10 protein-coding genes are annotated in these 12,541 nt (G+C 44.0%); 4 read left to right on the top strand and 6 right to left on the bottom strand.

From position 1 onward, the window contains the following. Positions 1-36: 36 nt before the first annotated feature. Positions 37-1,521, bottom strand: coding sequence for a glutamate synthase subunit beta (locus EV213_RS10220; protein ID WP_133580435.1), 1,485 nt, complete (start codon positions 1,519-1,521; stop codon positions 37-39). A 14-nt stretch (positions 1,522-1,535) separates the two neighbouring features. Then, the gene (gene gltB, locus EV213_RS10215; protein WP_133580434.1) at positions 1,536-6,155 is read right to left on the bottom strand and encodes a glutamate synthase large subunit; all 4,620 of its coding nucleotides are present in this window, start codon (positions 6,153-6,155) and stop codon (positions 1,536-1,538) included. 192 nt (positions 6,156-6,347) lie between these two features. On the opposite strand from gltB, the gene gltC reads away from it, so the two are divergent. The 4 genes from gltC (at position 6,348) to EV213_RS10200 (ending at position 9,109) form a co-directional block, all read left to right on the top strand. Further along, positions 6,348-7,253 (top strand): glutamate biosynthesis transcriptional regulator GltC, encoded by a 906-nt coding sequence (gltC, locus tag EV213_RS10210; protein ID WP_133580433.1) that lies wholly within the window; start codon positions 6,348-6,350, stop codon positions 7,251-7,253. Positions 7,254-7,619: 366 nt separating this feature from the next. After that, complete coding sequence (locus EV213_RS20720; RefSeq protein ID WP_166639251.1) at positions 7,620-7,790, top strand: hypothetical protein; 171 nt, start codon at positions 7,620-7,622, stop codon at positions 7,788-7,790. 146 nt (positions 7,791-7,936) lie between these two features. Further along, on the top strand, positions 7,937-8,701 hold the full coding sequence (locus tag EV213_RS10205; protein ID WP_133580432.1) for a YwaF family protein: 765 nt from the start codon (positions 7,937-7,939) through the stop codon (positions 8,699-8,701). A gap of 111 nt (positions 8,702-8,812) precedes the next feature. Beyond that, the gene (locus tag EV213_RS10200; RefSeq protein WP_133580431.1) at positions 8,813-9,109 is read left to right on the top strand and encodes a HesB/YadR/YfhF family protein; all 297 of its coding nucleotides are present in this window, start codon (positions 8,813-8,815) and stop codon (positions 9,107-9,109) included. A 22-nt stretch (positions 9,110-9,131) separates the two neighbouring features. On the opposite strand, the gene EV213_RS10195 is transcribed toward EV213_RS10200, so the two are convergent. From EV213_RS10195 to EV213_RS10180, 4 genes are all read right to left on the bottom strand, one after another. Continuing rightward, positions 9,132-9,452, bottom strand: a complete 321-nt coding sequence (locus EV213_RS10195) for a hypothetical protein (protein ID WP_133580430.1) — start codon at positions 9,450-9,452, stop codon at positions 9,132-9,134. Beyond that, positions 9,452-9,877, bottom strand: coding sequence for an acyl-CoA thioesterase (locus tag EV213_RS10190; protein ID WP_133580429.1), 426 nt, complete (start codon positions 9,875-9,877; stop codon positions 9,452-9,454). The genes EV213_RS10195 and EV213_RS10190 overlap by 1 nt, the downstream gene beginning before the upstream one ends. 12 nt (positions 9,878-9,889) lie before the next feature. Then, a complete protein-coding gene (locus EV213_RS10185; protein WP_133580428.1) occupies positions 9,890-12,100 on the bottom strand; it encodes an AAA family ATPase in 2,211 nt (736 codons plus the stop codon). 141 nt (positions 12,101-12,241) lie between these two features. Next, positions 12,242-12,385, bottom strand: a complete 144-nt coding sequence (locus EV213_RS10180) for an acid-soluble spore protein N (protein ID WP_133580427.1) — start codon at positions 12,383-12,385, stop codon at positions 12,242-12,244. Positions 12,386-12,541 lie beyond the last annotated feature (156 nt).

Genomic DNA, 12,541 nt, shown 5'->3' with positions numbered 1-12,541 from the left:
TGGTGTCAGTAAAAAACGACTCTGCATTCATATGATTTACGGAAGAACCGTTGACCCCATGAGAAAACGATCGCATTCTCTTGCGGCTTCTCTGCCTTCATGAATTGCCCAAACAATTAAGCTTTGTCCGCGACGAACATCTCCGGCAGCAAATACGCCTTCTTCGTTCGTTGTATAGGTGCCATACTCCGCTTTTACTGTGTTGCGCTGCCCACGCTCAAGATTCATTTGGCTTAACAATTCTTCTTCTGGACCTTCAAACCCAATTGCTACGAAGACAAGCTGAGCTGGCCAGGCTTTTTCACTTCCTGGAATCTCGCGCATTGTCACCCGTCCGTTTTCATCGACCTCTTTTTGCGATTGAACGGTATGCAAAGCCTTGAGCTTTCCATTCTCGTCCATCTCGAAACGCTTTGTCATAATCGCATATTCACGTGGATCATTACCAAACAACGCTTTTGCTTCTTCATACGCATAATCAAGCGAAAAAACTTGCGGCTGCTGTGGCCAAGGATTTTCATTGATACGGTCGTATGGAAGCTGAGGGTACTTGCCAAACTGCACGACAGAATTACAGTTTTGGCGAACAGCTGTAGCGACACAGTCAGCTCCAGTATCTCCCCCACCTATGACGATAACGTCCTTGCCTTCAGCTGAAATATAGTTTTGGTCTTCATGATTTGAATCAAGCAAGCTTTTCGTGTTTTGCGTCAAGTAATCCATTGCCAAATGGACGCCATCCGCTTCACGATTTTCGAGGTCGATCTCGCGCTGCTTCAATGCACCAATCGCAAGGATAACCGCATCATTGTCCGCTTTCACTTGGTCCATTGAAAGGTCTGTTCCAATTTCTGTATTGGCAACAAACGTGACCCCTTCTGCTTCCATGAGCTCCACGCGACGTTCAATCAATCGTTTCTCAAGCTTCATGTTCGGGATGCCGTACATCAATAAACCGCCAATGCGATCTGATTTTTCATAGACTGTCACGAAATGACCAGCTTTGTTTAGCTGATCGGCTGCAGCCAATCCAGCAGGACCAGATCCAATGATCGCCACGTGCTTGCCAGAACGATGAGAAGGGGGCTGTGGCGTCATCCATCCTTCTTCAAACCCTTTATCGATAATGGATCGCTCGATGCTCTTAATGGCAACCGCTGGATCATTTATCGCAACCGTACATGAACCTTCACAAGGAGCTGGACACACTCGCCCAGTAAACTCAGGAAAATTGTTTGTTTTTAAGAGACGATCAAGTGCTTCTTTCCAACGTCCTCGATAAACAAGGTCATTCCATTCAGGAATAAGGTTGTACAACGGGCAACCAGATGCCGCACCGGCAATTTCAATGCCGGTGTGACAAAAAGGTGTGCCGCAATCCATACAACGAGCCCCTTGCTGCTTGAGTGTTTTTTCCTCATAAGGGAGCTGGTATTCCTTCCAGTCATTTAAACGGGACACTGGATCGCGCTCTTTAGGCTTTTCTCTCTGATAGTCCATAAATCCTGTTGGCTTACCCATTCCAGACGCCCTCCTTAATTCTCAACAGGCACCAGTGGTTCGTCACTGGTCGGCTGTATTGATTTTTGCTTTTTTGCATTAAAGGCCTTCATGATCGCTTCTTCACGACTCATGCCTTTATTTGTATAGCCAGTAATGGCATTGTTAATCTCTCTATAGTCTGTAGGGATCACTTTAACGAACAAGCCAAGGCTGTTCTCCCAGTCGGCAAGCAAACGCTTCGCAATATCTGAATCTGTATGCAATGCGTGCTGTTCAATGAGGTGCTTAAGCTCTTGAGCATCCACAGCGTCTGTGACGTCGTGCAACTCAATAAGTTCGTGATTGCAGAGGTTTGCAAAAGCTTGTGCCTCTGGCGCCAATACATAGGCTACTCCACCAGACATTCCGGCTCCAAAGTTTTTACCTACCTCACCAAGAATTACAACCCGTCCGCCTGTCATATACTCACAGCCGTGATCACCAACGCCTTCCACAACGGCACGTCCGCCACTATTTCTTACAGCAAAACGCTCTCCGGCTTTCCCATTGATATACGCCTCACCTGATGTGGCACCAAACATCGCTACGTTCCCAGCGATCACGTGCTCAGAGGATTCAAAATGGAAGGAAGTCGGTTTTTTCACAATGACCTTACCGCCTGAAAGCCCTTTGCCGACATAATCATTGGCATCGCCTGTTAGCGAAAGCGTAATGCCCTTAGGCAGGAAGGCACCAAGACTTTGACCAGCAGATCCTTCAAGATTCACTCGGATGGTGTGATCGGCTAACCCTTTTGCACCGTAACGTTTTGTTACCTCGTGCCCGAGGATCGTACCAACGACACGATTGATGTTGCTAATTGGCAACGTCAACTCCACAGCTTCTTGTCTCTCTAAAGCTGGTTCACAAGCAGCTACAATCGATGTTGAGTCTAGTGACTGATCAAGCTTATGATCCTGTGATTTTGTATGATAACGCCCAACAGTGTCAGGCACATTCGGTTGATAGAGTAATGCTGTAATATCTAAATCTTTTGCTTTCCAGTGATTTTGTGCTTTCGCACTCATCTCTAAAACATCGGTCCGTCCGATCATTTCATCAATCGTACGGAAGCCAAGCTGCGCCATGATTTCGCGTACTTCTTCAGCAATGAACGTCATGTAGTTCACGACGTGGTCTGGTGAGCCAATCATTTTTTTACGAAGCTCTGGGTTTTGTGTCGCCACCCCAACCGGACATGTATCTAAATGACATGCTCTCATGAGAATACACCCGAGCACGACAAGTGGTGCTGTCGAAAATCCATATTCCTCTGCACCAAGCAATGTTGCCAATACGACATCCCGGCCAGTCATCATTTTACCGTCTGTTTCAAGCACGATACGATCTCGCAAATCGTTTAACAACAGTGTTTGATGTGTTTCAGCAAGCCCGATTTCCCAAGGCAAACCAGCATGGCGGATACTTGTACGCGGAGATGCTCCAGTACCGCCTTCATATCCAGCGATTAGGATAACATCAGCAAGTCCTTTTGCAACACCAGCCGCAATTGTTCCAACACCTGTCTTACTTACGAGCTTTACGCTAATTCGAGCTCTCGGATTGGCGTTCTTCAAATCATGAATGAGCTGTGCCAAATCCTCAATTGAATAAATGTCATGGTGCGGTGGTGGTGAAATAAGACCTACGCCAGCCGTCGTGCCACGCACTTCAGCAATCCAAGGATACACCTTGAAATCTGGCAACTGTCCGCCTTCTCCCGGCTTCGCGCCTTGAGCCATTTTAATTTGAATCTCATCTGCGTTAACTAGGTAATGGCTATTCACACCAAAACGCCCTGAAGCCACCTGTTTAATCGCACTAATCCGATTGTCGCCATTTTCATCTGGTGTGAAACGAGAAGGGTTTTCACCGCCCTCACCACTATTGCTGCGGCCACCAATTCGGTTCATCGCAATGGCGAGCGCTTCATGAGCTTCTTCGCTCAAAGCACCGTAGCTCATAGCACCTGTTTTAAAACGTTTGAATAAACTTTCTACAGGCTCAACCTCTTCAAGAGGGATTGAACGATCGCTGTCTTTGAAATCCAACAAACCACGCAAAAACGTCACTTCATCGTTTGTTGCCATGTCAGAGAATTTCTTATAGAGGTCTTTATTGTTCGTACGAGAAGCTTGCTGAAGCGTATGAATCGTTAACGGATTAAACGCATGGTGCTCTTCGTTGCGACGATACTGCAAGTCGCCGCCTGTATCTAAAGTAAGCTCGTCGTAGGCTGATGAGTGGAATGCTTTTTCGTGACGCAAAAGGGTTTCCTTTGCGATCATATCTAACTGAATCCCGCTTAACTGGGATGCTGTGCCCTTGAAGTAGCTTTCAATAACATCATGGTGAATCCCAATTGCTTCAAAGATTTGTGCACCACGATAGCTTTGAATCGTTGAAATCCCCATTTTCGAAAGCACTTTAACAATGCCACTCGTTGCAGAATCAATATATTGTGCTTCAGCTTCTTCAGGCGTAAATCCTTCAATATCCCCATCTTGGATCAACTGATGTAGAGACGCGACACCAAGGTACGGTTGAATTGCGTCTGCTCCATAACCTAAAAGCATAGAGAAATGATGGACATCTCTCGCTTCTGCTGTTTCGACAAGAAGGCTGACCTTTGAACGAGTACCTTTTTGAACAAGCTGATGATGCAAGCCACTCACAGCAAGCAGCGCAGGCAAAGCAGAACGTTCAATGCTAATATTGACATCTGACAAAATGAGCAACGTCACTCCATTTGCAATCGCCTTGTCTGCCTGTGCGAACAAGTCGTGCAAACCTTCCTCGATAGAGCTCTCATTTGCTGTAAAGGTCATATCTAACGTTTCAGCTACAAATTCCGGTGCTTGCATTTGTCGCAATGCAGCAAGTTGTTTGGCTGTTAAAATAGGTGTTTCTAAACGAATTCTTCTACAGCTCTCAGGCTGAGGGTCAAGGAGATTACCTTCAGCTCCTAAAAAGCTTAACGTAGACGTAACGCACTCTTCACGGATCGCATCAATTGGCGGATTCGTGACCTGTGCAAAAAGCTGCTTAAAATAGTTATAAAGCAACTGCGACTTATTTGATAACACTGCTAATGGAGCGTCATTCCCCATAGAGCCAATAGGGTCTTTCTTTTCAGTAACCATTGGCTTTAGGTTTTTTTGCAGCTCTTCATACGTATAGCCGAACGCTTTTTGGTAGCGTAAAAGATCATTTGCTCCAACCTTTGCGTCCGCTTCAATTGATGGGAGGTTTGCCGATTGAATCATATTGTCATCAATCCACTGCTCATAAGGGTATTCGTTAAAGTAGTGGTCTTTGATCTCTTTATCAGAAACAATCCGACCTTCCTCAAGATCAATATAAAGCAAATGCCCTGGGCTGAGTCGCTTTTTCTCCACAATGGATTCTTCAGGGATATTAAGCACACCAACCTCTGAAGCAAACACGACAAGGTCATCATTCGTGACATAGTAACGTGCCGGACGTAATCCGTTGCGGTCGAGCATAGCGCCGATTTGTTTTCCATCTGAAAACGCCGTTGCGGTTGGCCCATCCCATGGCTCCATTAAGCTACTATGGTACTCATAAAAAGCCTGTTTTTTAGGGTCCATATGAATTTCTTTATCCCAAGGCTCAGGAATCATCATCATAGCTGCTTTCGGTAAAGGTCTTCCACCTAGCGTTAAAAATTCAAGCGCATTGTCCAGCATGGAAGAATCACTACCTGTTTCATCTATAATAGGTGTGATCTCTTTAATGCCGTTTTCGAATAATGAAGAGGATGCAACACTTTGACGCGCTTTCATCCAATTGACGTTTCCAGTAAGTGTGTTAATTTCACCGTTGTGAATTAGATAACGGTTTGGATGCGCACGCTCCCAACTTGGGAAAGTGTTTGTGCTAAAACGTGAATGAACTAGCGAAAAGGCAGACGTATATCCAGCATCTTTAAGGTCAACATAAAAACGATCTAATTGATCTGGTGTAAGCATTCCCTTGTAAACAATCGTACGAGTCGATAAACTAGGTACATAAAAGATGCTTTCTGACAATCCGTTTTCTTGAGCTACAGCATGCTCCACCTTTTTACGAATAACATAAAGCTTGCGCTCAAATGCTTCCTGGTTTTGTTTCAAATCACCAGTAGCTTCAATAAACGCTTGCTTCACGTAAGGTTGAGCATTCCTTGCCGTTTCACCAATGACGGATGCGTCCACTGGAACATCACGCCAGCCCAGAAACGTCTGACCTTCATTTCGAATAGTCTCTTCAAAGATGGTTTCGCATGTTTCGCGAAGTGAGGTATTCATGGGGAAGAACACCATGGCAACACCATATTGACCTGAATTGGGCAGGTGTACCTGCTGTTCTTTCATTTTTGATTGAAAAAAGGTGTGAGGAATTTGAGTCATAATGCCCGCTCCATCACCTGATAGAGGATCACTCCCTTGACCCCCACGGTGATCCATACGACAAAGCATTTGGACTCCCTGTGTTACGATGTCATGTGTTGCATTGTTTTTAATATGAGCGATGAATCCAACGCCACAAGCGTCGTGCTCAAATTTCGGATCGTATAGCCCTTGTTTGATTGGAAATCCATGATGTGTCATTGTTCAAAACCCCCTCGGGTAAAATGCGGCTATGTCATTCATCAACTCCTGTGGTAAATGTCTATACATTTGTTAGGAAGTTGCACATGAAACCTTTAACCCCTATTCTAAATTTAGCGAATAATACTAGCAATATATAAATTAGATGCAATTGATCTATTTTTGATATGAATTAATGATTGGGTGATATAAATGGAACTCAGACAGCTAAAATACTTTATAGAAGTGGCCAAACGTGAGCATGTCACAGAAGCAGCAATTCATATGCACGTCGCCCAATCTGCAGTCAGTCGGCAAATTACAAACCTAGAAGAAGAACTCGGCGTACAATTATTTACCCGAGAAGGAAGGAATGTAAAACTAACAAAAGCTGGCGCCTTATTTATGGAGCATGCACAAGCAGCCCTTGATGAGATCGAACTTGCGAAAAGAAAAGTTGATGAATTTCTAAATCCAGAATCTGGACAAATCCATTTAGGCTTTCCAAATACATTGGCCCCAAAAACGCTTACGTTTGCGATTGCTTCCTTTAAGGAGCAGCATCCAGACATTGGCTTTCATTTGAAGCAAGGGACTCATGAGCAGTTGCTCGAAAAGGTTGTGTCTGGTGAGATCGATATCGCTCTTGTATCTCCAGTGCCAAAGCATCATCCTGATGTAACTGGGCATATTTTTTTCTCAGAAAAGATTCTCGCTCTCCTTCCATTAAATCATCCATTAGCAGGAAAGCCTTCATTGCGCCTTGATGAATTGCGAAGTGAACATTTTGTCACCTTTTCAAATGGCTTTTCAATGAGAGATTTATTTTTTGATGCCTGCAAGCATATCGGCTTTAAACCACATATCTCTTTTGAAGGAGATGATGCCGATACGATTAAAGGGCTTGTTGCTGCGGGTCTTGGCATTACCTTGCTTCCAGAAATGTCTTTAAGTGATAATGTTCCGAGAGAAACGAAACGAATGAACATTTCGGAGCCAGATTTATCAAGGTCAGTTGGCGTTATCGTGACAAAGAAACGAGAACTTGCGCCTTCTGACATGATGTTTTATCGCTTCCTCATCTCATTCTATGATATGCTCAACCAATTTGGGCAATAATCTGCTCATTTGTCCCTTGATTTTTATTGCCAATTAAGGTATAAATGTTAGCAATACTTAGCTTTCGTTAGAAGCTTAGTACGCTTATACTTTTTCCTTAACAACTTAACGTCTTTTGAAAGTGATAGCAATATTAAGCTCTCTCCGAATGGTTAGAGCTTAATAGCCGCTTTTAATGTAACATACGAGTTCGCTTAATTGTCACAATTAAGCGAATTCATAAACCTATGTTGATTTACGTATATTAAATATGACTGCTTTTTGTTAGACAAAGGCGCGTTGCACTCCATTGAACCAACGCTTTGGCGGCAGTAAATTTTGTTCATCAAACATCGATCAAAAATACACATTAAAGGAGCAATGACAATGAATAGGGAGCAATCAAATGTAAAGTTTGTGACGCATACCGTCGGTGATTCAGAGGAATTTTCATTAGAGCTATTCCATACAGCAGAAGACGTTGCTTCTGGGAAGCCTCATAAAACGCTACGTAGTATTGATGAATTGCTTGATTTTAATGATGCTTTGGGAGAATAAGATCGACGTTTTACAATGAACAATACGTCCTCCACATGTATACAGCGTTTTTCTTTGAATAAGGAAAGCGGCCGAAATGAGTAAATCATTTCGACCGCTTTCCTTATGTTTACGTTGGTATCAAATAAATCAAAGGTGGATCCCTCATGATAGATCGTTTTTTTTCGCTCGAATCGACTGGATTTGAGTTCGGGAGCTTAGCACATATCATTGTTCTTGTGCTCACATGTATGATCTTTTTCTTTCAATTTCATTGTCGGCGGGTGCTTTTGAAAAATGATCGTACTTGGAGACACATTTGGATTGGCATTCTGCTTGTCATGGATGGCGCGCTGTATGTCTGGTATTTAGCGACAGGGGCATGGAATCCTGCCACAACACTCCCCTATAATTTATGCAGTCTGATGCTGTATGGGACCGTATGGATGCTTTGGCGTCCAAGCAAGTGGCTGGCACCAATCATTTTTTTATTGGCCATTTCAGGAGCTATTCAAGCCGTTCTGACGCCAGAACTATTTTATGGCTATGATCATTTTCGTTTTTATCAATTTTTTATTGCTCATATTGGGATTTTGGCTGCCAACCTGCATCTTTTCTGGACGAAGCGTGTTGTATTGCAGTGGCGTGCTATTTTACAAGCATGGGGCGTTCTAAACGTATTAGCTGCGAGTGCATTTCTCGTTAATGTCATCACTGGAGGCAATTATTTTTTTGTCTCACATAAGCCGTTGCAAGGATCACTATTAGATGTGCTAGGTCCGTACCCATGGTATTTAGTATCGCTTGAAGGAGTAGCGCTTCTTTTAATTAGCTTTCTTTGTATACTTTTTAAGCTTTTCTATCGCAATACGGTCATTGAAATTTCTGGTTCAACTATCTTTACCGAGACAAATAATACGAGACAAGGGTAGCTGTTTCGACAACGCAATAAAGCTGCCAAAAGCAAAACACTTTTGCTTTTGGCGTTGTTGCACTAAACTAGAAGAAGAACATCGAATGTATTTTCACAGGGAGTGTGTGCAATGAAAATAGACGTTTCCAATCAAGCGCTTGAATGGTTTAAGGATGAAATGGGTGTTAGCGACCAATCACAAGTCCGTTTTTTCGTCCGCTATGGTGGCTGTAGCTCTGTACAAAGCAACTTCTCGCTTGGTGTTGATGTGACTATACCAAAAGATCCAGTCGCAGAAACAACGCGGGATAATATCTTGTTTTTTGTAGAACAAACGGACGAATGGTTTTTTGATTCACACGACCTAGAGGTCAAGTTTGACGAATCAACAGACGAGCTTGCCTTTACATTTCCGGAACCTGCTTAAAAATATGTTTGATGTATGATGACTACAGCGTGTCTATTTCCTTCTTAATTTGAAATCGAACAAGGTGACTGTCAAGGCCTTCCCTTTTCAAAACCGTCCATTGGATATGACCAAAAAGATCAAAGTGTGGGTACGCTTCTCTGAAGTGTATCCACTCTTTTTTTAAGCCGTACGTGGCTCCCCACTTTACAAGTTTGTCAACATCTCTACAGCCTGCCTTTGTAATTGTTCGAACATCATCCTTGTCAGGGTGAATCCAATAATGTGTCAAAAATGCGATTTCACCTCGAGCAACCGCTCGCTTCCAGTGCATAAGCTCATGACGTTTAATTCCAAAGGCCATTACGCATCCCCTTCTAAGACGAGCTTGTAGGCTTTATTGAGCTCAGGGAACGCTGTTCGCACACGTACAGGTCGAAACCCTTCCCTCGTTACACATAGATGCACGCTTTTTGCCGCAACCGCCGTTTCCCCATTTTCATTGACTATAGTGTACCCATAAGTCATCTTTAGGCCATCATAGGCTTCCAACCAGGTGTACACTGTAGCGGTATCTCCATAGCGAAGCGCTTTTTTGTAGTGCACATCAATCGACAATACAGGAGATACATATCCCGACTCTTCCATTTCATTGTATTTGAATCCTAATGAAGCTAAAAAATCAGTGCGGCCAATCTCTAAGTAAATAACATAATTGGCGTGATATACAACACCCATTTGATCCGTTTCTCCATACCGAATTTGAATTCGTGAGGTTGTTTTGTGCATTGTTTTCACTTCCTACAGGGATTGTTTTTGAATAGCAGCTGCAATGTCACTAACAGTGAGCGTAGCTAATTCTTTGTCTGATAACATACCTACCTCAGTGTGTACCTCCGCAAGCCGACTTGCTTGGACTAGAATGGCTTCATTTAACACGTTTTCTGCCCACCGAGCATTGTCTTTTATTGGCTCATTCGGAAAGAGATTGACTATCTCATCGCCCTCATCTTCCGCCAATTCATAACCAGCCTTAGAGGCTTGCTTCGTGAAGATTTCATATAGCTCTGAAGATGTATAAGGCGAAAAATGTAGATGGCGTTTAAAACGACCTGAAAAACCTGGGTTTGCTTGCAGAAGCAGCTGCATTTCAGCCGAATAGCCAGCCATAATAATGACGAGGTTTTCGTTGTGTCGAGTCATTTCATCAACAAGCGTGTCAACTGCTTCCTTGCCATAATCGCCTGACGTTCCATTTACTAAGGCATAGGCCTCGTCAATGAACAACACACCACCAAGAGCTTCTCGCACCTTTTTCCTTGTTTGCGTGGCCGTTTGCCCAACATACGGTGCAATTAAATCAGCTCTAGAAGCTATGACGAGATGTCCTCGCTTCAGCATAGACGTCGATCTTAAAAGTTGTGCATACACTTTCGCCACCGTTGTTTTTCCAGTTCCGGGTGGTCCTGTGAACACTGCATGAAATTGGACTGGTGGGATTGAAATGCCGCGTTCACGCCGTACTTGTTGAAGTTCAGCAAGCTTTATCACTTTGAGAACCTCTTGCTTCACCTCATGAAGTCCGACGAGTTCGCGTAAATCTTCTTCAGGTGCAGATGAGGCGATTTGCTCCCGCTTAAAATCTTCCCCTTCAAGCAAAATGAACGGCAGCACATCATTTTCATGCGTGCTCGTACGAGTACTTTTATGAAAAATTGCGTTGGATACAATCTGCTTTACACTCCTTGCATTTCCAAAGCTTTCATCCACCTGTTCGTCATGAATGCGTTGCTTCAATTCGATATACGCACTCCCATCAAGCAAAAACCCTTCTTGCATCGCCATATGGGACCCTATTTTCAGTAATTCTTCTGTCGAATAGTCGTCGACGTGGAACCGATTCGAAGCTGGGAAACGACTTGAAAGCCCAGGGTTTGCCCAAAGGAGCTGACGCATCTCTGTCGGGTATCCGGCAAGTACGACAACAAATGTGCCACGGTGCTCATCGCTCGTCATTGCTGAAACAAGTGTATCAACAACGGCTTGCCCATAATCATTTTGCGACTGTCCTTCCCTTTTCAGACTGTACGCTTCATCGATAAACAGAACGCCACCCTCTGCCTTCCGAACGGCTTGCATCGTTTTCTCTTCCGATTGCCCAACATACTCGCCTACAAGATGCCCACGATGCACCTCAATCACATCTGGCTTCGCAATCAGTCCTGCCTCATAATATTGCTTTGCAAGCAAACGAGCGAGCGTAGTTTTCCCAGTGCCTGGATTTCCCGTTAATATCACATCAAGAGCAAGAGGGTCTGTGGTTTTAAGCCCCTTTTCCTGGCGTCGCTGCATAAACGATGCGTAATGCTGTAGCTGCGCCATTCTCGTTTTAATTTGTTCAAGACCGATGAGATCTGTTGAGACAGGCTCCTCTGTATATGACGGCAATACATGTTCAAGCGCCGTACTTCCTGCCATTGCCTCGTTAAGAAATGACATGAACTCCGTTAACGCTGTTTTTCCCTCCATCGTGCGGGTGAAATTCTCTGCGTACTCTTGAGCCAAACGCTGTATTTGCTGAACGTTGGCAAGCAAGCGGTTCATTTGCTCTTTCGTTTGCTCTGAAAGAACACGTGGTGTTGCCTTCGTTAAATGCTCTTCTACCTTAAGTGCACGTTCGCCAGCTGCCACAATCTTTCTACGTTTTGTTGATGGATGATCGGTTTGACGAATTTCTGGCCAATCCATTTCATCCAGAGCTTCACGGATTTGTTCAAGGGCTTTGCGTTCTTGCCAAAGAGAGGCGTGTTCATTGGACTCATCTAAGGCTAGAGCTTGTGTGTTTAAATACGATTGTAACGCTGTATATTGACCTTCTAATGCAATTCTATTAGCCAACCTGACAAGCACATGAGCTTGCTGTTTATGATCATGCTTATTTTCAGATAGTGCTTGAATGAGCTCATCTATCGTCTGTGTACAGTGCTCATCTGTGCTGTTTTCTTGTATCATAACGTCACTTCCTTTAAGAACTCGATACTATTTTATCATACAGACCATGGGTTCTTCATCGAATCTGCCCTTTTAGGGGACGGCATTGAGTTCACTATAAAACACGTCCGAAACCCGGACGTGTTTTTGCGCATGCGTCGTTTAATGTCCCTTTGTTTGAATGACATCAGGTTGCTGATCGGTTTTATCCTGCATCTGTGCCCCTTTGTTTCCGCCGGCTTTACGCGGTTGTGTTCCTAAATGAGACGGCTGAAACTGAGAGGCATGTTTTTTTGGATTGCTCATGAACTTCTCCTCCTTTCGGTTTTAGTCTTTCCCAAGCATGTCGTTCAATGCTCTTGACTTAAGGAGTGACAAGCTCATTTTCGTTGTAGCGATCGAGACATCTACTCTCGTAAATACCACTTTCATTGACATAGACGTGTTCACGATCTGCAAGGA

It is taken from the genome of Aureibacillus halotolerans (genome assembly GCF_004363045.1).
GTDB lineage: Bacteria > Bacillota > Bacilli > Bacillales > DSM-28697 > Aureibacillus > Aureibacillus halotolerans.
Note: the sequence above shows the minus strand (reverse complement) of the source record. Positions and strands in the feature narration are given on the sequence as shown.

Excerpts from the sequence above, each read along its gene's own strand:
- EV213_RS10220 (WP_133580435.1), bottom strand. The coding sequence starts at position 1,521 with ATGGGTAAGCCAACAGGATTTATGGACTATCAGAGAGAAAAGCCTAAA.
- gltB (WP_133580434.1), bottom strand. The coding sequence starts at position 6,155 with ATGACACATCATGGATTTCCAATCAAACAAGGGCTATACGATCCGAAA.
- gltC (WP_133580433.1), top strand. The coding sequence starts at position 6,348 with ATGGAACTCAGACAGCTAAAATACTTTATAGAAGTGGCCAAACGTGAG.
- EV213_RS20720 (WP_166639251.1), top strand. The coding sequence starts at position 7,620 with ATGAATAGGGAGCAATCAAATGTAAAGTTTGTGACGCATACCGTCGGT.
- EV213_RS10205 (WP_133580432.1), top strand. The coding sequence starts at position 7,937 with ATGATAGATCGTTTTTTTTCGCTCGAATCGACTGGATTTGAGTTCGGG.
- EV213_RS10200 (WP_133580431.1), top strand. The coding sequence starts at position 8,813 with ATGAAAATAGACGTTTCCAATCAAGCGCTTGAATGGTTTAAGGATGAA.
- EV213_RS10195 (WP_133580430.1), bottom strand. The coding sequence starts at position 9,452 with ATGGCCTTTGGAATTAAACGTCATGAGCTTATGCACTGGAAGCGAGCG.
- EV213_RS10190 (WP_133580429.1), bottom strand. The coding sequence starts at position 9,877 with ATGCACAAAACAACCTCACGAATTCAAATTCGGTATGGAGAAACGGAT.
- EV213_RS10185 (WP_133580428.1), bottom strand. The coding sequence starts at position 12,100 with ATGATACAAGAAAACAGCACAGATGAGCACTGTACACAGACGATAGAT.
- EV213_RS10180 (WP_133580427.1), bottom strand. The coding sequence starts at position 12,385 with ATGAGCAATCCAAAAAAACATGCCTCTCAGTTTCAGCCGTCTCATTTA.